The sequence below is a fragment of the Putridiphycobacter roseus genome, assembly GCF_003234935.1.
Classification (GTDB): domain Bacteria; phylum Bacteroidota; class Bacteroidia; order Flavobacteriales_D; family Crocinitomicaceae; genus Putridiphycobacter; species Putridiphycobacter roseus.
The window spans coordinates 60053-83288 of the sequence record NZ_QKSB01000001.1 but is presented as its reverse complement, the minus strand read 5'-3'; the positions used below and the strand labels follow the sequence as shown (position 1 = coordinate 83288).

General features: G+C 34.8%; 18 protein-coding genes. 8 read left to right on the top strand and 10 right to left on the bottom strand.

The genetic code is table 11. The features are described 5' to 3' along the window. Positions 1-56: 56 nt before the first annotated feature. Positions 57-1925, top strand: coding sequence for an ATP-binding cassette domain-containing protein (locus tag DNU06_RS00325; RefSeq protein ID WP_158526788.1), 1869 nt, complete (start codon positions 57-59; stop codon positions 1923-1925). On the opposite strand, the gene DNU06_RS00320 is transcribed toward DNU06_RS00325, so the two are convergent. Beyond that, positions 1917-3035 (bottom strand): acyltransferase family protein, encoded by a 1119-nt coding sequence (locus DNU06_RS00320; protein WP_111061215.1) that lies wholly within the window; start codon positions 3033-3035, stop codon positions 1917-1919. The genes DNU06_RS00325 and DNU06_RS00320 overlap by 9 nt on opposite strands. Before the next feature lie 112 nt (positions 3036-3147). Here DNU06_RS00320 and lnt point away from each other — a divergent pair, with 112 nt between their 5' ends. Further along, positions 3148-4776, top strand: coding sequence for an apolipoprotein N-acyltransferase (gene lnt, locus DNU06_RS00315; protein WP_111061214.1), 1629 nt, complete (start codon positions 3148-3150; stop codon positions 4774-4776). Here the strand turns inward: lnt and DNU06_RS00310 are convergent. Then, positions 4762-5220 (bottom strand): hypothetical protein, encoded by a 459-nt coding sequence (locus DNU06_RS00310; protein WP_111061213.1) that lies wholly within the window; start codon positions 5218-5220, stop codon positions 4762-4764. The genes lnt and DNU06_RS00310 overlap by 15 nt on opposite strands. Positions 5221-5308: 88 nt before the next feature. On the opposite strand from DNU06_RS00310, the gene folE reads away from it, so the two are divergent. Next, positions 5309-5971 (top strand): GTP cyclohydrolase I FolE, encoded by a 663-nt coding sequence (folE, locus tag DNU06_RS00305; protein WP_111061212.1) that lies wholly within the window; start codon positions 5309-5311, stop codon positions 5969-5971. Here the strand turns inward: folE and DNU06_RS00300 are convergent. The 5 genes from DNU06_RS00300 to DNU06_RS00280 form a co-directional block, all read right to left on the bottom strand. After that, positions 5966-7087 carry an MFS transporter gene (locus DNU06_RS00300; protein ID WP_111061211.1) on the bottom strand — a complete coding sequence of 374 codons (1122 nt, stop codon included), beginning with the start codon at positions 7085-7087 and terminating at the stop codon, positions 5966-5968. The two genes, folE and DNU06_RS00300, sit on opposite strands and share 6 nt — an antisense overlap. 133 nt (positions 7088-7220) lie before the next feature. Further along, positions 7221-7631, bottom strand: a complete 411-nt coding sequence (locus tag DNU06_RS00295) for a hypothetical protein (RefSeq protein ID WP_111061210.1) — start codon at positions 7629-7631, stop codon at positions 7221-7223. A 67-nt stretch (positions 7632-7698) separates the two neighbouring features. Then, positions 7699-8958, bottom strand: a complete 1260-nt coding sequence (locus DNU06_RS00290; RefSeq protein WP_111061209.1) for a M16 family metallopeptidase — start codon at positions 8956-8958, stop codon at positions 7699-7701. Further along, a complete protein-coding gene (locus tag DNU06_RS00285) occupies positions 8958-10190 on the bottom strand; it encodes a M16 family metallopeptidase (RefSeq protein ID WP_111061208.1) in 1233 nt (410 codons plus the stop codon). Before DNU06_RS00285 ends, DNU06_RS00290 begins: the two co-directional genes overlap by 1 nt. Continuing rightward, on the bottom strand, positions 10183-11142 hold the full coding sequence (locus DNU06_RS00280; protein ID WP_111061856.1) for an NAD(P)H-dependent flavin oxidoreductase: 960 nt from the start codon (positions 11140-11142) through the stop codon (positions 10183-10185). Before DNU06_RS00280 ends, DNU06_RS00285 begins: the two co-directional genes overlap by 8 nt. Positions 11143-11273: 131 nt before the next feature. On the opposite strand from DNU06_RS00280, the gene DNU06_RS00275 reads away from it, so the two are divergent. From DNU06_RS00275 to DNU06_RS00255, 5 genes are all read left to right on the top strand, one after another. After that, positions 11274-12218, top strand: coding sequence for a DUF6089 family protein (locus DNU06_RS00275; RefSeq protein ID WP_111061207.1), 945 nt, complete (start codon positions 11274-11276; stop codon positions 12216-12218). A gap of 6 nt (positions 12219-12224) precedes the next feature. Beyond that, on the top strand, positions 12225-13151 hold the full coding sequence (locus tag DNU06_RS00270; RefSeq protein ID WP_111061206.1) for a glycosyltransferase family 2 protein: 927 nt from the start codon (positions 12225-12227) through the stop codon (positions 13149-13151). A 5-nt stretch (positions 13152-13156) separates the two neighbouring features. Continuing rightward, the gene (locus DNU06_RS00265) at positions 13157-14323 is read left to right on the top strand and encodes a glycosyltransferase family 4 protein (RefSeq protein ID WP_111061205.1); all 1167 of its coding nucleotides are present in this window, start codon (positions 13157-13159) and stop codon (positions 14321-14323) included. Between the two features lie 183 nt (positions 14324-14506). Next, entirely contained in the window at positions 14507-15649 is a 1143-nt protein-coding gene (locus DNU06_RS00260) for a glycosyltransferase family 4 protein (protein ID WP_111061204.1), read from the top strand. 15 nt (positions 15650-15664) lie between these two features. Further along, positions 15665-16867 (top strand): glycosyltransferase, encoded by a 1203-nt coding sequence (locus tag DNU06_RS00255; RefSeq protein ID WP_111061203.1) that lies wholly within the window; start codon positions 15665-15667, stop codon positions 16865-16867. On the opposite strand, the gene DNU06_RS00250 is transcribed toward DNU06_RS00255, so the two are convergent. The 3 genes from DNU06_RS00250 to DNU06_RS00240 all read right to left on the bottom strand — a co-directional run bounded on the left by DNU06_RS00250 (position 16864) and on the right by DNU06_RS00240 (position 23216). Next, entirely contained in the window at positions 16864-17850 is a 987-nt protein-coding gene (locus DNU06_RS00250) for a glycosyltransferase family 2 protein (RefSeq protein ID WP_158526786.1), read from the bottom strand. The genes DNU06_RS00255 and DNU06_RS00250 overlap by 4 nt on opposite strands. Positions 17851-17929: 79 nt before the next feature. Continuing rightward, positions 17930-20461: a T9SS type A sorting domain-containing protein gene (locus DNU06_RS00245; protein ID WP_111061201.1), complete on the bottom strand. Its 2532-nt coding sequence runs from the start codon at positions 20459-20461 to the stop codon at positions 17930-17932. Between the two features lie 244 nt (positions 20462-20705). After that, positions 20706-23216, bottom strand: a complete 2511-nt coding sequence (locus DNU06_RS00240) for a T9SS type A sorting domain-containing protein (RefSeq protein WP_111061200.1) — start codon at positions 23214-23216, stop codon at positions 20706-20708. Positions 23217-23236: the final 20 nt, after the last annotated feature.

Genomic DNA, 23236 nt, shown 5'->3' with positions numbered 1-23236 from the left:
GATTAAATAATCTTTCTTACCACTTACCTCAGGGATATTTGTATAAAAATATTTCAATGTTTATTGATAAAGGCCACAAGATTGGCTTGACAGGGAAAAATGGTGCCGGTAAATCTACCTTATTGCGTTTAATCTCTGGTGAAATAAAACCAACAGAAGGAAATGTTGTAAAACAAAAGGATTTAAATATTGGTTATTTAACCCAAGATATTATCATTCAAAAGAACATCAGTATTCGTAGTTATATTGAAACTTCTAATGAAAGGGTTAATTTTTTAACAGAAAGGTTAGAACAGGTAAATGAGGGATTAATATCTAGAACCGATTATGAATCGGATGGGTACATGGATTTAATCAATGAGGTGACAGAAATTAATGAGGAATTAAACTTGTTAGATGCCCATCAATTTGCAGAACGTATTGAGTCGGTATTAAAAGGTTTGGGCTTTCATCCAGATGATTTTGATAAAGACATTGGTTCTTTTAGTGGGGGTTGGCAAATGCGGGCCGAATTGGCCAAGTTATTAGTGAATAATCCAGATATATTATTAATTGATGAGCCTACCAATCACTTGGATATCGTTTCGATACAATGGTTGGAAGATTACTTAAAAAACTATAAAGGTGGGTTGGTGTTAATTTCTCACGATAAACGTTTCTTAGACAATGTAACGAATCGTACCATTGAGGTGGCTAACCAAAAAATATACGATTATAAATGTAATTATTCTAAGTATTTGGTGTTGCATGCGGAAGCATTGGAAAGAACCATGCAAACCAAAAAGAACCAAGATAAAGAAATAGAACGTACGCAAGCCTTAATCAGTAAATACCGTGCAAAAGCGAATAAAGCTGCCTTTGCACAAAGTTTGATTAAGAAGTTAGATAAGATGGAAATTATTGAGGTAGATTCTATCGAAAGAAAAGCATTTAGTGTCAAATTTCCAGTGACCCAAGCTTCTGGTAAAATTGTCATGGACATTAAAAATCTTTCAAAAGTTTATGGGGAGAAAACGATTTTTCAAGACATGGATTTGCTTTTAGCCAGAAATGAAAAAATTGCATTGCTAGGCCCAAATGGGGTAGGAAAATCTACTTTCTTGAAAGCATTGACGAAAGAAATTGAATACGAAGGAAATATCGAGTTTGGACACAATGTGAAAATTGGCTATTTCGCCCAAGATTCTGCAGAAAAGTTAGATCCTAATAAAACCGTCTTCCAAATTATAGATGATATAGCGGAAGGAGATAAAAGAGGGGACATTAGAGCCACTTTAGGAGCGTTTCTTTTCGGTGGTGACGACATAGATAAAAAAGTAAGTGTACTGTCGGGAGGAGAACGTACAAGACTTGCAATTTGTAAATTGTTGTTCTATGATTTCAATTTTTTAATATTGGATGAGCCTACCAATCACTTAGATTTAACTTCGAAAGATATTTTAAAAGAAGCCCTTAAATCTTATGAGGGGACTTTATTGCTGGTATCGCATGATAGGGATTTCTTAAATGGTTTGAGTAACAAAATTTGGGAGATTAAAGATTACAAATTGAAAACTCATTTGTTTGGTGTTAATGAATTTTTAGAGCGTATTGGTGAAGAAACATACGATAATCAAGATATAGCCCTTATTCAAGGTAAACAAGAAGATAAGGCTGTTCCTGAAGAAAAGAAAGTTAATCCGGGCGTTAATCAAGAGATTAAAAAACTAGATACGAAAATTAAAAATGCGGAAAGAAAAATTACCGAATTGGAAGAAGCGAAAGCGAAAGCCTTAACGGAATTAGAAAGTACCGATTTTAATGAAGCAGCAGTATATACCACAGCTTTAAAAAAGTATGAGTCAGCGGAACAGGAATTAAAAGATGCTGAAGAAAAATGGGAAGCTTTGGAATTGGAATTAGAAACTATCCAAGCATCACTTTAAAGGCTTAAAATCCGATTGCATTCGAATAAAGAACTTAGAGATATATTTGTAAAAAATATCTGCCAATAACCAAGTAATTAATAAGGTTATTATTGGATAAACGACTTTAATGATTGGCGCGGTTATACTTCGGTCTAGTGATTCTATGGCAATTAAAATTATAACGGCTATGATTGGAGACAATACAATCATGTTATAGCTTAGTTTACCAAGACGCATGATAACTTTAATATCCCTTAATTTTAAAATGGAATGTTTTGCAAAAGTTTGTTCCATGATCATGCAGGCAATTAATAAAGTGAAAACCATTTTTATGAGCGCACTCAATATTTCAATTTGCAATACAAAAAACCAAAGTAGTATTATACTGATTACAGTAATATAAAAGGTCACAATTTGTGCGTGGGATAATTTTTTTATCCAGTCCACTAAGTTTTTTTGTTTTCTGAAAATAACGGCTAATGCTGCGCCAATACCTACTTCAAATATATAATATAAAATGTAATGCTCAAAACTGTTACTTTCGTTAATATATAGAAATTTTAAGAATACCCCTCCAACAATTAATAGTATAGAAATAAGTGGTAATATAGATTGTAAATATTTTAATACAAATCCCCATACTAAATAAAAGAAACTGATTAATAACACATTATAGAGGATGTAGGCATAAATAAAAACTTCGGCTCTTAGTAAACCATGGTAAGTAGGAAAAAAGAGTAAGTTTTTAATAGAATTACTGCCCTCTAAAGAGGTTAATTTTAAAAAGTTAATTAATAATGGGTGTATAAAAAAATAGAACAATAGGCCTATGATTAAAATGGGGGCCACTTTAAGAAGTCTGCGGATATAAAATTTTCTAAGTGAAAATGATTTGGTGTATTTGTATTCTCTTAATCCTTGTACCGTAATTAAAAAACTACTCAACAAAACAAAAAGACTCAAGCCAACATCTGCAAATTCGGAAGTATAAGCCAGCGCATGTATAGAAAAATCGGAACGATCATTAGTTGCCAATAAATACATGATGATGTAAGAGAATATTAATAGCATTCCAATTAATCGGAATCCAGCTAAATCCTTGTAGTATAAATGTTTTATTTTTTTCATGCGCTTCATTCAAAAGTAATAATATTATTCATCTTTATTTTTTTTATTAAAATTAAATTTGGATTTAATAAAAACCTAAAATGAATATTCGAGAATAGAATTATATTTGCACATGCAAATATCCTATTTAAAATCCATCTTAATTTTATGTGTTGCAGCCTTATTTCTGGGCTTGTCATTTCCTTATTCAGGAAGCTTGTTTCCACTAGTTTTTATTGCCTTTACACCCATCATTTGGTTTAATGTGGAAGTGAATAAGGCTTTGAAAGGTAGAGGGGTTAAACGGTTTTTAGGAAACTATATTTACATGGTTATTTTTAATGTTGTTGCTACTTGGTGGATAAAGAATGCCTCCTTGGAAGGGGCTTTAATGGCATTTTTTGCAAATGCATTTTTGATGACTTTACCTTTTGTGGTTTTTGGCTTTTTTAATAGAATATTAAACTTGAGTAAAAGTTTAATTGGATTAGTTGCCGTTTGGCTTTCTTTTGAACATTTAGACCATATTTGGGATCTTTCTTGGCCTTGGTTGAGTTTAGGGAATGCTTTTGGGAATCACCCAGCATTAATTCAGTGGTACTCCTATACCGGAGTTTCCGGGGGAACTTTATGGGTTTTATTGGTTAATATTTTGGTGTATGTTTTATATGTTAATATCAAAGAGAAAAAAGAAACTGTTAGCATTCAAAGTCCCTTGTTTTTGTTAGGCGCAATAATGTTATTACTACCAATTACAAGTAGTTTGTGGCATTTTTATCGCTACGAAGAAAAAGTAAATCCGGTGGAAGTGGTAATTGTACAACCTAATTTAAATCCTTGGAATAGTGATTTTACGGGGCCAGGGGTTAAGTTTACAACGCCTACCTCCCAACAAATTTCGGACATGTTGGACTTAGCATCTACTAAGATCACTAAAAACACAGCTTTAATTGTTTTTCCTGAAACAGCAATTTCTTCTTATATGGATGAAGCCGCTTTGGATAACATGGGGGTAATATTTAAATTAAAAGCTTATACGAAAGAAAAAGGTATTCCAATTTTAACGGGTGCCGACACTTACGGTTTGTTCGAAAAAGAAAGACCTTTTCCAGCAGTTAAAAAAAGAAATAAATGGTTTGAAAACTATAATACGGCCTTATTGATAAGTGGAGATGATAAAATTCAAAAATACCATAAAGCAAAATTAGTACTGGGGGCCGAAAAATTGCCTTTTGTAGACCTGTTTCCTTTTATGGCTAAATTGTCGGTAGATTTAGGTGGTACCAATAGTATATTAGTTGGTAATACTTATCCTAATTTATTTTACACCAAAGTTTTAAAAACTGCCCCATTAATCTGTTATGAATCGGTTTACGGGGAGTATGTCAGTGAGTTTGTTAGCATGGGAGCCGATTTTTTGTGTGTAATTACAAATGATGGCTGGTGGGGGGATACGCCAGGGTATAAACAGCATTTAATTTTCTCTCAAATTAGAGCCATAGAAAATAGAAGATCATTGGTGCGTTCCGCTAATACAGGTATTTCTTGTTTTATTAATCAAAAGGGAGAAATTGTAGAAGCATTGGATTGGGACAAAAAAGGCGCCATGGTACAAAGTATTAATAAAAATGATACCATCACTTTTTTCACCCAGTATGGAGATATTATTGGAAGGGTGTCTGCCTTTTTATTAATTGGCATATTTATTATGGCAGTCAGTGATTATTTAAAATCGAAGGGTAAGACATTAAAAGGTTTTTAAAATGGTGTAAGTTTTTTGCATAAATTGAAACTCTTTTTTATTCAAATTATTTTTAAAGGCTTGTGCCAGTGGAGAGGCTAAGGATATAAAAGTAAAAGATTGCCCTTCAATTTCCTTTTTACCCGCATTAAAACTCATGTAAAAACTACCAGCATTGGTTTCTACAACAGTTCCAACGCCAAAACTTTTTTGTTGGCTATTGTCGATTAAAATGGGAATCAGTTTTTTTAATTGTACTACTTCATTTAATTGTTTACTTTTTTTTTCAATTTCTAAATGCATCATGGCCCTGCTTGTGTCGTGCTTGTCGCCAGCGGTACTGTTGGATGCAGAGTGTAAGGAAGAGTTAGCATCTTCTATAGATAAACTTAAATCCATCTGCTTTTTTTCAATAAACTGGATGCAATGTTCGTTCAATATTTTTTTTAATTGGATAGTGCGCATTATTAAAACTTGATATAGGTTAACAAATGTAATTTAAAAAGCCATTTGTCATAGGAATGATGTAAATTTGTCCCCAAAATAAAAAAACATGAAAAATAACACTGAAATTGAAGAAATGGGAGATGACCATTTTGGAACAGCAGGTGACACGCCGTTACGAAAAGATGCTTTCCTTTTATCCGACGATCAAAAGATTGACATCATCCAGGAAAAGTTTGCTGAGATTATGGAAACACTGGGGTTAGACTTAACGGATGATAGTTTAAAAGCAACGCCGAAACGTGTTGCAAAAATGTATGTTAAAGAATTATTTGGCGGATTAAATCCTGATAAATCTCCAAAAAATTCCACCTTCGAAAACAAGTATGCTTATACTGAAATGTTAGTAGAAAAAGACATTACTGTTTATTCTACTTGTGAACACCATTTTTTACCAATTGTGGGAAAAGCCCACATAGCGTATATTTCTTCGGGTAGAGTAATTGGACTTTCGAAAATGAATAGAATCGTAGATTATTATTCTAAGCGACCACAAGTACAAGAAAGATTGACCATGCAAGTGGTAAATCATTTAAAAGATTATCTTCAAACAGAAGATGTGGCTTGCGTAATTGATGCCAAACACCTTTGCGTTAACTCAAGAGGAATTCAAGATATTCAAAGTAGCACCGTTACTGCTGAATTTGGTGGGAAATTTGCAGAACCTGAAGTAAAGAAAGAATTTTTGAGTTATTTAAGAATGAAGCTATAAGCTTAATTTTCTAGCGAATTTACTTCTAAAACTTAAGTAAAATAGCCCAATAATACATAGAATCATACCAACTAAAAATGCATCTCCGAAACGAGATGCATTGTTTTGGTAGGCTAATTGTCCGGTATATGTACCCGCAAATATGCCAAATTCAAGCGCTATAAATAATGTCCCCATACCTCTTCCTTTGTATCTTGGGTTTGCTAAGTCGGTAGTCCAAGCAAATAGAGCAGGAGAGGTAATACCTGACCCAATGCCATAAACAGCACCGCTAATCATAAATAAAGTTGGTTCTGTGGATAAAAAAGACAAGGTCATGGCAATAAAAAGAATGGCAACGCCAAAATAAAGACTTTTTACCCTACCATATTTATCGGTCGCTCTGCCTGCAAAAAAACGAATAAATATCGTAGTCATGGTGGTGAACCCAAAAAATAAACCCTTGTTCGTTAACCCCAAATGAGTGCTAAAATCGGGGACCATTAAATAATAAATACCACCACACATAGCAGTCAAAAACATAATTACTGCTGGGTGAATTACTTCAGGGGCTATAATTTCGTTAAATCGAGGGATAATATTTTTTAAGATAAAAGGCTTCTTCTCCGTCATAGATTCAGTTATAAAAGGAACCGTAGCTAAGGCAATTAGCCCCATGATTAGTGTGGTATAGAATAAACCGTTAATACCAACCAGCGCAAAGGTATGGGAGCTTAAAAAGTTACCCAAGCCAAAGCCTATACTGATGGTTAAACTAAATATCCCCATGGCTTCTCCTCTTTTGCGATATGGGATAATGTCTCCCACCAATGCCGTTGCACCCGTTGGTTGAAAACCAGTACTAAATCCATGTAAAAAACGCAAGACTAAGAAGCCGAATACAGAAGTAAATAATGGGTAAAAAAAGGAGACGATTATACTAATGGAAATGCCAATGTAAAGGGTGGGTTTTCGACCAAAATTATCCGCAATTTTACCACTGAATGGTCTGGCTATTCCAGCAGCAATAGTCCATAGCCCTAAAATCATCCATTTGTAATCATTGCCACCAAGATTTTTTAGATAATCATTTAACTCCGGAATTAACAGATTAAAACTTGTCATAAAAACAAGCATGTTTAAGCACAAAAGCCAAAAGCTAGGCGGGTATGTATAGGCGTTTTTGATGGTGTAAAGAAAAGCATTATAAATAAAAAAACACCCACTTTAATAGTGGATGTTTCTTATTTCTTTTGGCATTAATAAACGCTTAAGGTCTTGGTGGATGAGGCGGTCTGTTCGCATCATTTTTTTTATCCCCTTTTTTTGCCTTTCTTTCTGCTTCCAATGCTAATTTTTTTTCTAACTGCTCTTTGGTTAGTAAATCATTAATATCGGCTTCATGTTGTGTTTTATTAGCTTCGAATTTAGCCTTTAAAGCTTTCATTTCTTTTTTTAAAGCTAAATTTTCATTCGCTTGTTTTAAATTTATAGCGTACAATTTTTCTGTTTGATTTTCATCTAAACCAAGGTCTTTTACGGCCTTGTCTGTTCGTTTTTGTGCTATTTCTGCTGGAGTTAATTTTTTAGCATTCTCCATTTTCTCTCCTCTTTGAGCAATTGCATTGCTAAAAGTACCGGCCATTAACATCAGGCCTAATATTAAAACTGTTTTTTTCATGTGGATTGTTTTTGTTATTCCAACCTATGACAATTAAAATAGTAAAAGGTTTAATGTGTTTAGTTTTTTATCCTGCAGTTACAATAGTAAAGGAGTCTGGTTTCAAATATTTTTTCGCTACGTTTAATATATCCGCAGGGGTTGCGGCTTGAACTTTTTGAAAATAATTGCTGTAATAATTCTCAGGCAACTTGGCAAAATAAATATTTTTGAATTTTTCCATCATTGGAATAGGTCCGTCTGCGTTTTTTAAAAAAGAGCCCAATAGGTAATTTTTTACAATTTTTAATTCTTCTTCTGAAACCAATGTCGTACTCAAGATTTTCATTTCTGAAAAAATTTCATCTATAGTTAATTGCATATTTTCTTTTCCAACTTCTGTAGCAATGAAAAAATAGGTGGCATTTTCTAAGGTCGAGATGCCAGAGCCAATGCCGTAGGTATATCCTTTTTCTTCTCTAATGTTTTTCATTAGTCTACTACCAAAATACCCTCCTAGTATGGTATTCATCATTTGAAAATGGGTATAGTCAGCTTGGTTTTTGTCTATACACAGTTTCCCAATTCTGATGGCCGTTTGTACCGCTTTTTCCTTTGGTATATGGGTGGTGGTTAATTGCTGTTTGGGTACTTTGGGTTGAAAAGAATTAAGGTGATTTGGGAAGCTTGCAGAAAAATCATCCAATTGATTTAAGAATGCATTATCTGCTTGCCCTACGAGAAAAATGGCGGGTTGTTTGGCTTGGTAATTTTCGGTGTAAAATTGCACAATCTCCTTTTGCTTTATATTTTCGAAATCTGCCGGCACAACGTTTTTAGCATAATAATGCCCTTCTCCAAAAAGTTGCTGGTTAAAGGCTCTTCGGGCCAAAACGTTAACTTTTTCTATGTTTAAGTCGTAATTTTTCTTCTCTATCTCAATTAATTTGTGGATTTCACTTTCATCAAATACCACTTGGTCAAAGGCATGTAAAACAATTTTTACAATGGCATTGATGTTTTGTTGGAGACCAAAAATGGTAAAGCCACCGTGGTCTGCATTGTGGTCAAAATTAACATACCCACCCAAAGCATCAATTTGTTCATTGATGGTTAAAGCGTTTAATGTATTGGTTCCGCTCAAAAGTAATTTATTGCAGAGTTTAGATATTAACTTTTTATCCTCGTATTTGGAACCAGCGTCCCAAACAAAATCTAATTTAATGGTTTGATCGTGTACTTCATCTAACCAATAGAAATCTAAATTATTTTTTAGTTGAATCTGTTTAGGAAAAAGAAGATGTGCGGTTTTTATGGGGTTTAATTTAGGTGGGATGGATCTGTTCATTATTTTTTATTTACAATCAAGGTTGTACAATTTGTTTTTACAAAATACTTGGCAGCAAAATGCTCAATAGTTTTGTTATCAATGGCGTCGTAGTGACTTAATTCTAATTCAAAATCTTCCAATTTATCCATCAGCGCAAATTGCGCAATATTCATACAACGGTTTAAAAGACTTTGGTTTTGAAAAGCAAATGCTGTTTTAAATTTCTCTTTTACTTTAGAAAGTTCTTTATTTTCAATGGGCATTTTCATTTGGTTTAGCTCTTCCCATATTGCGTCTTTTGCCATTTGAATGGTACAGGTATCGGTTAAAAAACCCGTAACGATAAAAAGGCCATGTTCCCAACCCGAAGAAATATAGGCGTTAATTTGGGTAAATAGCTTTTTGTTTTTGACTAAGTTTTCATGGAATCTTGCGGACTTACTACCGCTTAGAATATCGGAACACAAGTCTCCAGTATAATGGTCGTCACTCACCCTATTTCCAATTCTAAAAGCCATGTAAATGGCATTCGAAGGTACTGCTCTTTCAATGGTTTTTTCTCTATATTCTATTTGTGCGGGCTCCGGTTTAATGTCTCGTACATAATGGTTGCCTGTAGGAATGTCACCATACCATTTCTCAATCATTTGATGCATTGCAGCACTGTTGAAGTTACCACCAATCACCAATATAGCATTCGCAGGAGAGTAATGTTTGTTAAAAAATGCCTTTACGTCGCTAAGTACAGCGTTTTCAATGTGCGATAAATCCTTTCCTATGGTAGGCCATTGGTAGGGGTGTTCTTTGTATATCAATGGTCGAAACTCATGCCAAACGTCGCCGTAAGGTTGGTTGATGTACCGTTGCTTAAATTCTTCAATCACGACACTTTTTTGTACGTCCAAGCTTTTTTGAGTGAAAGCCAGTTGCAGCATTCTATCGCTTTCTAACCAAAGGATGGTTTCTATATTTTCTAAAGGACCAGTACAGTAGTAATTGGTAATGTCGTTACTCGTAAACGCGTTACTTTCTCCGCCTGCTTTTTGTAAAGGCGTATCAAAGTTTGGAATATTTTCCGAACCACCAAACATCAGGTGTTCAAATAAATGTGCAAATCCAGTTTGATCTGGAGATTCATCTCTTGCACCAACATTGTAAATGGTATTTACAACGGCAATTGGGGATGTTTTATCTTGGTGTAAAATAACCCTTAAGCCATTTTTTAAGGTGTAAGTTTCTATATCAATCATTCAGGTCTAGTTTGCCAGTTTTAATGTTATTAATTGCTTGGTTATATGCTTCAATAATTTCTTGGATAATATCGGCTGCAGGCATAATTTTATCGATTACTCCTGCGATTTGTCCTACTTCTAATTCGCCATGTACTAAATCTCCTTCAAACATGCCTTTTTTAGCACGTCCTCTTCCCAATAAATTGTTTAAGGTTTCTACACTGGCTTTGGCTGCGTATGCTTCTTGAATTTCTTGGTAAAATTCATTTTTAATCAGCCTTACCGGGGTAAGTTCTTTTAAAGTTAATTCGGTATCTCCTTCATTGGTTGCCAACACTCTTTCTTTGAAGTTTTGGTGGGCGGAAGATTCATTGGAAGCGATAAAGCGACTACCAATCTGTACGCCATCTGCCCCTAATGTCATAGCGGCCAACATGGTTTCTCCAGTACCAATACCGCCTGCTGCAATTAAAGGAATTTTAATGGCTTTGGCGACAATAGGTAGCAACGTTAAGGTGGTGGTTTCATCTCTACCATTGTGGCCACCAGCTTCAAAACCTTCAGCTACTACTGCATCTACACCAGCAGCTTCAGCTTTCAATGCGAATTTAAGACTGGAAACAACATGCACCACTGTAATGCCTTTTGATTTTAAATAGCTGGTATATTTTTTTGGATTTCCCGCAGAAGTAAACACAATTTTTACCCCATGTTTAATAATGGTTTCAATATGTTCGTCAATGGCTGGATAAAGCATGGGTAAATTTACAGCAAATGGGTTTTTAGTCGCATTTTTACACTTGATAATGTGCTCCTCTAAAATTTCGGGATACATAGAACCGGAACCTATAATTCCAAGTCCACCAGCATTAGAAACAGCGCTCGCTAATTCCCAACCTGAACACCATATCATACCCGCTTGAATGATAGGGTATTTTATTTGAAATAATTTTGTGATTTTATTTTCCATTTTTTTGTCATGAATGAAAGGCGAATTTAAGGTTTTCACCAGATTATTAACAGTTTTAATTTAAAAAAAAAGTAAATTTTCGCGGTTTATTTGCTGTAAAAATTTATTTTTGTAGCAAATACGTTTGTATTATGAAGAAACTATTGTTTGTTTTAGTAGCTATTGTGCTGCATTCTAGTCTTGTAGCTCAAAGATATAACCTTGACTTTGGGGTTAAAGGTGGGGTGGCAAATTACCTTGGTGACATAGGTGGCGGTGATCTTGCTCGTCCTTTTGTCTTTAATTTAGAAGTAAAAGATACGCGCTGGTCAACTGGTGCGTTTATTAGATATAGATTTCACCCACTTTTTGGATACCAAGGTGCCTTTACTTATGCACGTGTTCAAGGAGCAGATTCTGAATCTGAAAATCCTGCTAGATTAGGTAGAAACTTAAGCTTTAAAAATGATATCTTAATTTTAGATAATAAATTAGAATTTTATCCGCCACAATTAACCATGTCTGATGTGGGTAGAAGAGGACGTTATAGAACAGATTTTAAAACGTATTTATTTTTAGGAATTGGTGCTATTTATCATAACCCAAAGACTTTGTACGAAGGGGAATATGTTAAATTACGTCCCTTAATGACAGAAGGTGTGTCTTATAGCCCTTTTTCAATTTCTATTCCTATTGGAAGTGGTTTCTATTTTACCTATAGAAAACAACATAGATTTGGTTTGGAAATTTCCTGGAACTATACCTTTACTGATTATTTAGATGATGTTTCTGGTTTTTATGTGAATCCATCTGATATGAGTAGTGATCCTTTGGCTGCTATTCTTGCAAATCGTAATCCTGAATTGCAATATACAGCTGGTAATACTTATCCAGATAGAGCAAATTATGGTCCTTCTAATGCTATTTCACAAGCTGAAAATGTATTTAATAAAAGAGGGGAAGCCCAAAATGATAACTTTATCTTAATGACTTTGTCTTATAGTTTTGTGGTTAAGTCTAATAGTGGATTTAATAGAAGCTATTCTTGGATTTATAGAAGTAAAAGTAGATTTGGTAAAACCAAAGCAAGATTTTAAAAATCTATGGTTACCATTTCCACAATTATACCTTGCTATAATTGCGAAGATCATATTGAAGAAACGGTTCGTTCTGTATTAAACCAAACCCTGCAGGAACTAGAGATTATTTGTGTTAACAATAACTCTACAGACAGTACTGCAAAGGTTTTGGCTACTCTGGCTAATGCAGACAATAGAATAAAGGTTTGTAGTGAACCCCAAGCTGGTGCCAATTATGCTAGAAATACAGGCTTGGCATTAGCTACTGGAGAACTTATTCAGTTTTTGGACGCAGATGATGTTATTACCGCAAATAAATTTGAAGTACAATGCCGTGAGATGCGTGCAGCTCAGCTGGATCTTATTATTTCTGACCGAGAAGTGTATGACGAAAATCTAGAAACCGTATTAGAATTTATCGACTTTAAAGGCATCTTGGCAGACCCATTAGCTGTAGCAATTTCAAAAATTATTATTACCGGAAATCCAATTTACAGAACCGATTTTGTTAGAAGAATTGGCGGCTATTTAAAGGAATTGACGTCTGCACAAGACTGGGAATTTCATATCCGTTGCTTTCTAAATCAACCAAAATTTGACTATTATCCAGCCGTTTTTTTACATTCTAGAAAATTGGACAATTCCCTATCTAGTGATTTTGTAAAAGTAAGTAATAATGCCTGTACCGTAATAGAAAGCTTTAAAAAGGATTTTATTGAAAGAAAGGTATTCGAAAATCAAGATGTACTTGAAAAAATAATCATGACTTACTTTATCTCCTATGTGTATTCCGGAGAGGCAACTTACAAAAATGAAGGATTGTTTTGGCATGCATATAGTAAGGGTAGACCTGTTTTTAAAGGGATTAATCAGCAGTTTATCCGTGTGTTTGGTTTTAATGCCTTTTTAAGGAGCAAAAGATTTGTCCACTCGCTTAGGGGGAAAAAATAAAAAGAATGAACTTATTAATTTTATATACAAAAAACACCAAAGAGGTTTTTAATAGAAAATCGGCAATTGGTTCTTATATCAACTGTTTGAGTAACATTTTACAAGCGGAAGGCAACACTATTTTTTTGAACGGTATTCCATTTAATGAAATTCACTTGAATGAAACCCCAGAGCAAGGTGGTTCTTCAAGAGGGGTAATTACTCGTTTTATTCCTTCTTTTATTAAACGCAGGTTAAGAGACCGTTTGGTTTTAAAAAAGGCCGATCTTCTTACCGAAGAACTACTGAAGAGTACTGTGAAATTTGATGTAATATTGGAGTTTTACAACCTGGGCTCCCAAGTTGGAGTATCGCTATCCAAAGCTTTAAATGTACCGCTTATTATTACTTATGATGGTCCAATAATTGAAGAATACGAATTCTTTAATCAGGGTGAAAAGCCATTTTATTATGACCAATTTGTGGACAGACAAAAGGAGTCTTTATTGCAAGCAAAGGAAATAGTGGTGTACTCTAATCCCATGAAGGATTATATTACGGCTATTACTAAAAACACGCAAAATTTAACCATTCATCAAAATGTGGATTTTACAAGGTTTGATATTTTTGAAGCAGAAAAAGACTTTGGTTCTAAACCCATTAAAATTTGTTTTATCGGTTCTTTTTTAAAATGGCACCAAGTAGATATGCTGGTAGAAGTAGGGGTAGATTTATTAAAAAGTGGTAAGCAAATTGAATTTTATTTGGTTGGAGATGGCATGGAGCGACAAAGTATTGCCGACCGGGTGGAAAGATTGGAACCAGTTGTAAAAAGTAAATTTCACCTCTTGGGCTTTTTAGATGGAGAAGAATTATTTGATTTAAAAAAACAAATGCACATTGGGGTAATGCCTGGCTCTAATTGGTATGGTGCGCCCAATAAAATATTTGAATATGGGGCCATGAACATGGCTGTGGTTGCACCAAATACCCCTACCATAAAAGATCTTTTTACCGAAAAAGAAATTAACTTCTTCGATTGGAAAGACCAAGCTTCATTAGCGAAAGCTTTGGCTAATTTTATCGACCACCCTGAAGGGATGGAAGAAAAAGCGGCTACCCTGCAAGCGTTTATCTTGCAAAAGTATTCGGTGGACCAAACCAGAAAACATTATGTGGATTTACTGTCTTAAAAATTGAAACTAAAGATACATGGCTTTTTGCCTGCTAGTGTAGTATGTGTTTTTTAAAATACTGTCATTGGATAGGGGACTAAATTATGGCATATTATAGGTCTAGTTTAGCGGATTAAATGTATTTTTACAGGAGAATTTAAGTAATGAAAATCTTTAAATAACTACTAGAATACAAGTTGCATGGAAAATAAAATCATTGGAATTAAAGCAAATTACTATCCCGAAATAAGAAATTTTACGGGCTTAGAGATAGAAGGTTTTTCCTTTGTTAAAAAACATGATTTTTATAAATTTTTGTCTTTCCCTTATTTTAAATTATTGCATAAAACGCATCCCAAGTGGTTGAATTTGTTTCAAGATTATAATCTAGGAAAATACGACATGCTGCACTTTTTTAATGCGATTAGCTTAGGAAGTAAACCATGGGTAGTTACTTTTGAATATTTTTTACCCAGAGGTGCACATCAAATTGGAAAATATCCCAAAGAAAATAAATACATTAATAAGGTTTTAAAAAGCTTGGCAGGAAATGCCTGTAAACAAATTATTGCTTTATCTGCTTATGCCGAAAATGCGCAAATTGACTATTTAAAAAACGTGGACCCAAAACTAAAAGATGCCATTTTATCCAAAATAGTGGTCTTACATCCTTCCCAAAAATTATTGGTGAATAAGGTGGTGCCTTCTACGGATAAAGAAGAATTACACTTGGTGATGGTAGGTGCCGATTTTTTTAGAAAAGGCGGACTGGAAGTTCTAAGAGCCATGGATAATTTAAATGCATTGCAAGATAAATTAAAATTGACTATTGTTTCTAGCATGCAATTTGGCGATTATGCTTCCCGAAGTACTACCGAAGATGTTGCGGAAGCAATGCAGTTGATTCAAAAATACAGTAACATTACTTTACACCATGCTTTACCGAACCCTGAGGTGATTAACCTTTTTAAACAAGCGGATATTGCATTATTGCCTTCTTACGACGAAACTTATGGGTATACGGTGCTCGAAGCGCAAGCTTGTGCTTGTCCTGTAATTACGACCAATGGTGGTGCTTTTACAGAAATTAATAATGAAGCATGTGGTTGGGTGATAGAAGTGCCTTTAAAAGAAGGACGTTCTATTCCTAGAGGGAAGGTAGAAAAAGAAACCTTTCAAAAAATTTTGGTAGCAGGCCTAGAGAAGGTCATCAAAAGTGCTTTAGCGGATAAGGATGCATTGGATAAAAAAAGTGCTGTGTGTATGCAAAGAATAGCGGAGCAGCACGACCCAAAGCGTGCGGCAGAAACTTTGAGAAATATTTATACGAAGGCGCTTGCTTAAGGAATACTTTATCCTATGAATTTAAACTTTTTTACAGCCAAATATCCATACACCAAAGGGGAGCCAATTGTGGAAAATGAATTTCCTTATTTGGCTGCTAGTTTTGAGCAGGTAAATATTTTTCCACATCTTTTTGAAAAACAAGACTATTGCAGAGATACTTCAAAAAATGCAAGTAGGCATAATCTTGGAGAATATAAAAAAGTAAAGCTCAGTTGGAGCTGGTATTGGAATATATTTTATTTTTATTTACTAGAACTTTCATTGGCACCAAATAAAAAATTCTATTTAAAAAACAGTAAACTTTGGTTGGCTTATTTAAAGGAGGCTGCCAAAAAAGCAAAATATATTGAACAGACTAAGGTCTTATTGCCCAATGCGGTTAATTATTCTTATTGGATGAATGATTGGGCATTGGTTTTGGCCTTTTTAAAACATAGAAAGTGTATTGACAATTTTGTGTTTCGCTGTGGCGGATTTGATATTTGGGACGAAAGACATGCCGGAAATTATTTGCCTTTTCGGAACTTGATTTATAAATATGCCAATCGGGTTTTTCCAAACGCAAAAGTGGCTGGAGAATATTTACAGGGTAAAACTAAATTTAAAGATAAAATTTCGGTAGCTTATTTAGGGACAAACGACCATGGTTTTGGGGCTTTTGTACCAGATGAAAAAGTATTAACCATAGTGTCTTGCGCGAGTTTAATCCCACTAAAAAGGGTACATTTAATGATTGACCTATTACAGGAGTTAGACCAAAAGGTACATTGGGTGCATTTTGGAGATGGGCCAGAACGAGCAGCTATTGAAAGCGAGGCGGCTAAACTTACCCAACATACGGTAACTTTTAAAGGAATGGTAAACAACGCGGCCATTATGGACTATTACAAAAATAATAGTGTGGATTTATTTATCACTACCAGTGCTACAGAAGGTTTACCTGTTTCTATTCAAGAAGCCATTAGTTGTGGTATTCCTGTTATTGGCACCAATGTAGGTGGGATTTACGAAATTGTGAATGCGCAAACAGGGTATTTAATTCCTGCAGATTTTAAAATAGAAGAGGTGGTACTTTTATTGAAAAATTGGAGAAATTCAAAGTTTTATCAAGCTAGCCAAAGACAAGTGATTAGAAAATTTTGGCAAACTAATTTTGACGCGCAGCAAGTTTATCCAAAATTTGTGGATAGCATAAAAAAGGAAAAAATGAGTTAAGCTTTTTTTACCTTACTCCATAAATAGCGTAAGTTTTTAAAAGAATAAAGTTGGTTTTGGACCATGTAAGTGAAACCTTGCTTGGCAGATTCATCTGCTACTTTATAAAAAAGCCTGTTTTTTCTTCTTTGTATTGCTGCTTTCACTTCTTTTTCTGGGTGGTTTGCTTGTATTAGCGCAGCTTCTAACTGTTGAAGGTATACTTTTAACGCTTTTACATCTACGTGGTTTAAATCAACTCTTGCCACTGCCCAGTGTAAGCTTAATAGGTCTTCGTTTACTTCTTTAAAAATAGTACCTAAAAAATAACGGTAAACCTCCAGGTGTCTTTCCTTTTCGGTTGCACGGTTATTGGCTGTAATGTTTTGCCCCTCTATGCGGTATTTTAGCAATACGTTGGGCAGGTTAGCAATTTTTAATTGCTTGGCTTGGCAGTTAAACCAAAATACCCAATCTTCGGCATGTATAAAGTTTTCAGGGTAATGCAATTGTTGTTTTTCTAAATCCGCGCGCCGCATCATTACCGTAGGGTGATTAATGGGATTGTTAAAATACATTTCAATGGCAATTTCATTGGTGGACAATACTGTGTTTACCACATGGTTTTCTGCCCCAAAATATTTTATTTTCGCCCCTAAAATAGAAATGTCTGGATGTGATTCTAAATAATGATACTGAATGGCTATCCTGTCTGCCATGGCAATATCATCTCCATCCATACGGGCAATGTACTTACCTTTGGCCTCTTTTAAGGCTTTATTTAGTGTAAAAATGATACCACTATTACTGGTGTTTTCTAATACTTTTATGCGTGGATCATTTACTTGTTGAATGGCCAATAAGGTTTCGTCTGTAGACCCATCATTTACCACAATAATTTCTAAATTTTTGTAGGTTTGATTAACAATAGACAACAAGGCTTCGCCAATATATTGCGCGCAATTGTATGCCGGTATTATGACAGAAATAAGTGGGGTGTTCATGGTGTTAAAAAATATAAATATAAACATAAAAAAACCGCTACAAATTAATGTAGCGGTTTAATATATTTAATAAGGTTTGTTATTTAATAACTGATAATTTCTCAGTTTGTAATACTAAACCATTGTTGTCTTTTACTTGTACTACATACAATCCTTTAGCGAACTCGCCTAAAGAAACTTTATGAATTGAATTCATTGCATTTGCAGTATAAACTAATTGACCGTTTGTGTTGTAAATAGATACGTTAAATGCATTCAAGTCTGTTTGAATGTTTACGATATCTGAAGTTGGGTTAGGATACACATTTAATGAAATGTTTGCAGCTACAGTAGTTGCTTCATTGTTTGTGTTTACTTCACCAGACTTCATAGTTGCATTACCACTTGTGTTACCACCAGCCAAAATCATTGGCGTTACTGGAGGTACAATTGTAGCAGGTGCAGTAACGTTACAAGCAGAACTAAAAGCTCCCCAAGTACCACTAACTCGTGCTCTTACGCTAATAGCATAAGTTTTAGCAGTAGTTATCAAGCTAATTCCAGCTTGTGCAAAAGAAATATTTTGGTAATTCTTTGTTACTGTCCAAGTAGAATCTGGTCCAGCAAATTCATATTCGTATAAACTTGCTCCTGCAACGTGTTGTGCTGGCATAATTGTAGTGTAACCCGCAACTGTAGTACCACAAACACTAGCTAATAAATTAGTGTTAGGTACACTTGTAGGTGCATTTAATTGACAAGCTGTACCATAAGGACCCCAAGTACCGGCAACTTTAGCTCTTACTTCTACGTTGTATTGTGCACCAACAGTTAATAAGCCTGCATCTAATAAATGTATAGTATGCCAATTGTCATCATATAATGTAATTGTTCCTGATCCAATTTCTTGAAATCTAAAACCGTATTCAGTTGCACCAGAAATATTTGCTACTGAAAAGTTTTCATTAAATCTAGTTAAAGTAGCACCACAAGTTAATAAAGAAGATGTTGGAATATTACCAACGTGAATAGAGCAAGTATTACCATAATCACCCCAATCTGGCACAGCTACAGTTCCTATATTTACTTTTACTCTAACATCATAACCACTGTTATATGCTGTTAGACCTACTTCATTTAAGCTAATGGTATGGTAGTTTTTAGTAAAAGTAGTCACTAGGTTTCCAGTAACGAAATCTTTAAACTCAAACTCGTATTGAGTCGCTCCAGCAACACCCGCTGAACTAAAGTTAGTTGCTACAGAAGCTAAAGTTTGCCCACAAGAAGCACTCGTAAGTTGTGGTTGTGGAATTGTTACTTCTGAATTAATAAAACAAGTGTAACCGTAAACACCAAAAGCTACATCAGCTGTCGTTGTTAAAGGATCATTATCACCATCATTATTCAAATCAATATTTGCTTTTACTCTAACATTATATGTAGTATTTAAAGGTGCCAAACCTGCACCACCAAAAACAGCATCTAAATTTGGAATAGCATTCGTTGCACTGGTATAAATGGTAGTGGTAAGCAGCCCGTCAGATTGGTTAACAAATTCAAATATATATTCATATGCGTATGGAGTAATTACACTTTCAATTATTGTACCTGCATTAGTCGCTAATTGCGCGCCACATGAAGTAGCAAGGTCTAAATAAACTAAAGGAACATCCGTAGGTGTGAAAATTTGACAAACAGATCCTAAACCACTCCAAACAGCAGTTGGTCCTGAACCATATTTTACTCTTACTTGTACATCAAATGATGCAAAAGGTGTAGAAATTCCAGCTAATGCTAGCGTAGCAGATCTAAATGTATTATTAGTATAGGTATATACTGCTCCACCAGCGCCATTTGTTACGTCGGTAAATGTGAATTCATAAGCAGTGGCACCAGCTACTGGTGTTGCTAAAATAGTTTGTCCGTAATTTTGTAATTGATAATCTGTTACACCACAGCCTACTAAAGAAGTAGTAGGTAAGCTTGTTGGTGCTTGAATTAAACAAGCACTACCATAATTAGAAGATGTTCCGCCAGAAAATACGCCTTTTACCCTTACTTCGTAAATAGTACCTGTAGTATATAAACCAGCAGTAGCTAAATTCATAGTTTTCCAAGTTGGGTTAGTTACAGTTGCAACAACTGTAGGATCACCTTGTACGTTAAATTGAAAAGTATAACCTGTTGCTCCTGGCGCTGTATTTGCGAAAAAGTTAGAGTTAAAAGTTCCCATGGTTGTACCTGTACCTGTAGTTACACAATTTGCTAAAGTAATTGTTGGAGGTGTAGTTGACATAGTACTAGAACAAGTTGAACTCCAAGGTCCGTAAGTAGGACTTGTTGTTAATTTTGCTCTAGCTTTAAAAGTATAAGTTCCACTATAAGCAGAAAAACCTGCCATTGCTAAAGATACAGTGTGGTAGTTTCTATCTACTGTAGCAGTAGTTGTTCCATCAGAAACTTCGAATTGGTAATCTATACCAACACTAGAAGGATCAGGAATACCGTTACATCTAATAAGTTGACTTAATGAGTTAATGGTAACACCACAATCGTATGTCTCAATCTGGACATTTTGTGATGTTGCTGCGAAGCCTATAAAGAGCAGCAAAAAAAGTGAAATTGATTTCATAATCTATTTATTTATTTATTATTTCGACCAAAGATAATTATTTATAGATTAACAGCAATAAATATCCGATTAAAGTTATTATTAATTATCCATAATCTTTTAAATATGAAGCTGCTTTGAAGAAATGAGTTGTGCTCTAACACTAGAAAAATAGGGTGGAGCAGGTAGTTTTTGGGAAATCAATTTTTGGATTAAACCTCAAAAAAAATATTTTCATTAAACTATGCTTAAATAAATCTCCCTATTATTGTACCATAAACTTAATGGTTTCCACCTTGTTGTTATACTGTAATTGGCCAATATATATACCACTTGCCAAGTGACGGCAATCAAGTGCTGTTGCGTTTTGAACTGCAATAATTCGTTTTCCGCTAGCATTGTAAATCATTAAGGTGTTATTTGCTTTTAATTTAGAATTAATGAATAATGTTCCGTTGGCTACCCAAAGTTGTTTTTCAACTTCGATTGTATTTAAGCCTAGGCATTCTAAATAATTAATAGCAATAGAATCTTTTGCTTCACAACCATTAGCATCTGTAATTGTTAGCCAATATTGCCCTGTGTTGGTTGCTTGAATAGTGCTCGTACTTTCGTTGGTGTTCCAATAGTAATCGTAATTTCCATTTGGTCCACTTAGGTCTAATACATTGTAATCACATAAAGAGGTGTCCTGTCCTAAATCAAAATTTAAACCTGCCGTATTAAATTCAGTTAGGTTAATGGTGTCTGTTTTTATACAACTATTACTGTCGGTAACTGTCAACCAATAAGTGTTAGAAGCATTAACATATATAGCATTGGTGTTTTGGTTAGTAGACCATAGGTAATTAAAATTGCCGCTTGGCCCAGTTAATAATAAAGAATCATTGTCGCAAAAACTGGTGTCTACCCCAAAGTCAAAAGTCATGGCATTGGTATTAAAATTACTAAGTACCATGGTGTCGGATTGGGTACAGCCATTTACGTCACTCACCAAAAGCCAGTATGTCCCTGCTTGGCTCACTAAAGTAGAATCGGCAAAAGTATTGTTAGACCAATCGTAGTATAAATTATTAAAGGGTGCATTTAATTGCAGGTATTCATTGTCACAAATGATGGTATCGTTTCCTAAGCTAAAGGGAACAACCATAGTGTTGCCTAAGTCTTGGGTAAATAAAATGGTGTCCTTGTATTCATGGTTGGAAACTACTATAAAGCCTGTACTTGTAAAGTTAGAGTCGATTACCATATATAGGGTGTTTCCTACTTGCCAATTATTAATGTTATTTTGGTCGAGCACCAATTCGTAACTTAATGGTGTGGTGATACCACTTGCAACTAAAGTAATGGTATCGCCATAGCAAGTTATAGTATCGTTAAACACAAATTGAGGTTCGGTATGTTGTACAATTTTTCCAATAAAAGCATTTATGGAAGTAGCAGTTACAGAAATGTCATCAAATTGAGGGGTGGTATAAGAGCCTCCCGCATAAACGTTTTCATATTTATCTACTGCAATTGCATGACAGCTTCCATTTAAACTACCGCCTTGGTTTTTAGCCCACAATACATTACCATTAGTATCTAATCTGGTAAAAAAAGAATCATAGCCCGCAGAGTCACTAGTTAATTCAAAAGTACCAAACTGAACGGTATCTTGAAATACACCGCCTAAATATACATGGTCTTCACTGGTTACATCTACGCCCAGGCCGTAATCGTAGCCTATGCCACCAAAACCTTTAACCCATATTAAGTTACCTGAAAAGTCGTATTTTGCAATAAAAATATCTCTTGCTTGGTTGTGTGTAGCGCTATTATATCCTTGTCCGTTTGAAACTATGGTGGTACCATCAAAAGTGGCACTAGCTGAAAAACATCCAGTCATATATACATAGTTATCACTTATTGCTATTCCTTCACCAATATTGTAATTCGATCCAGCGCCTAATTGAATCCATTGTACCTGTAGGCTCGTGTCCATTTTTAGAATAAAGGCATCTCTCCAAGCAAGAGTGGTTGGTCCGGTTACTAAATAGCCTGCAAAATAATTATTATATTGCGTTTCTCCAGTTAAATATATATGGCCGTTGTCGTCTGATTTAAGGTGGTATCCGCTAGAATATTTAGGTGCTATTTCTTCCACCTGCAAATAATTCCCTGCAGTATCCATTTTAATGATAAATCCGTTATAGGTACCATTCGTTCCTATGCTTACCCCGTTTGCACTGGTGGCGCTTCCAACAAATCCGGTGATGTATAAATTACCGGCATTATCCATTTCAATGTCTTTTCCTTTATCTGATGTTGTACCCCCAAAGGTTTTTGTCCAAATAAAATTACCGTTCGGATCTAATTTTGATATAAATACATCTCGGTCTCCATTACTGTATATAGTGTCGGAACCAAAAACAGCAGAATCGGTAAATTCACCAGTAAAATAGGTGTAACCTTGATTGTCTGCTACAATTCCCCATCCCCAGTCTGGTGCTATACCACCACATTGGTTGGCCCAAAGCAAGTTGCCTGATTTGTCGTATTTTGCAGCAAAGGCCTCCGTATGTCCTTGCCAAATTGGGTCAATTGGGTTAATAGGGTCTTCAAACGTAACGCCATATTTAGAACGGCCTGTAATATAAACATTAGCGGAGTCATCAATAAATACATCACTAACATAGTCATTCCCTAAACCATTTACTTCTCTTACCCAGTCCCATTTTTGTGAAAATATAAAGCTGCTAATTAATAAGGAGATAATGGTAATACTAAGTTTCATAGGGATAAAGTTACAATTTA

Excerpts from the sequence above, each read along its gene's own strand:
- DNU06_RS00245 (WP_111061201.1), bottom strand. The coding sequence starts at position 20,461 with ATGAAATCAATTTCACTTTTTTTGCTGCTCTTTATAGGCTTCGCAGCA.
- DNU06_RS00300 (WP_111061211.1), bottom strand. The coding sequence starts at position 7,087 with ATGCTTGTTTTTATGACAAGTTTTAATCTGTTAATTCCGGAGTTAAAT.
- DNU06_RS00250 (WP_158526786.1), bottom strand. The coding sequence starts at position 17,850 with ATGAACACCCCACTTATTTCTGTCATAATACCGGCATACAATTGCGCG.
- DNU06_RS00280 (WP_111061856.1), bottom strand. The coding sequence starts at position 11,142 with ATGGAAAATAAAATCACAAAATTATTTCAAATAAAATACCCTATCATT.
- DNU06_RS00255 (WP_111061203.1), top strand. The coding sequence starts at position 15,665 with ATGAATTTAAACTTTTTTACAGCCAAATATCCATACACCAAAGGGGAG.
- lnt (WP_111061214.1), top strand. The coding sequence starts at position 3,148 with ATGCAAATATCCTATTTAAAATCCATCTTAATTTTATGTGTTGCAGCC.
- DNU06_RS00285 (WP_111061208.1), bottom strand. The coding sequence starts at position 10,190 with ATGATTGATATAGAAACTTACACCTTAAAAAATGGCTTAAGGGTTATT.
- folE (WP_111061212.1), top strand. The coding sequence starts at position 5,309 with ATGAAAAATAACACTGAAATTGAAGAAATGGGAGATGACCATTTTGGA.
- DNU06_RS00310 (WP_111061213.1), bottom strand. The coding sequence starts at position 5,220 with ATGCGCACTATCCAATTAAAAAAAATATTGAACGAACATTGCATCCAG.
- DNU06_RS00260 (WP_111061204.1), top strand. The coding sequence starts at position 14,507 with ATGGAAAATAAAATCATTGGAATTAAAGCAAATTACTATCCCGAAATA.
- DNU06_RS00295 (WP_111061210.1), bottom strand. The coding sequence starts at position 7,631 with ATGAAAAAAACAGTTTTAATATTAGGCCTGATGTTAATGGCCGGTACT.
- DNU06_RS00265 (WP_111061205.1), top strand. The coding sequence starts at position 13,157 with ATGAACTTATTAATTTTATATACAAAAAACACCAAAGAGGTTTTTAAT.
- DNU06_RS00325 (WP_158526788.1), top strand. The coding sequence starts at position 57 with ATGTTTATTGATAAAGGCCACAAGATTGGCTTGACAGGGAAAAATGGT.
- DNU06_RS00275 (WP_111061207.1), top strand. The coding sequence starts at position 11,274 with ATGAAGAAACTATTGTTTGTTTTAGTAGCTATTGTGCTGCATTCTAGT.
- DNU06_RS00240 (WP_111061200.1), bottom strand. The coding sequence starts at position 23,216 with ATGAAACTTAGTATTACCATTATCTCCTTATTAATTAGCAGCTTTATA.
- DNU06_RS00290 (WP_111061209.1), bottom strand. The coding sequence starts at position 8,958 with ATGAACAGATCCATCCCACCTAAATTAAACCCCATAAAAACCGCACAT.
- DNU06_RS00270 (WP_111061206.1), top strand. The coding sequence starts at position 12,225 with ATGGTTACCATTTCCACAATTATACCTTGCTATAATTGCGAAGATCAT.
- DNU06_RS00320 (WP_111061215.1), bottom strand. The coding sequence starts at position 3,035 with ATGAAAAAAATAAAACATTTATACTACAAGGATTTAGCTGGATTCCGA.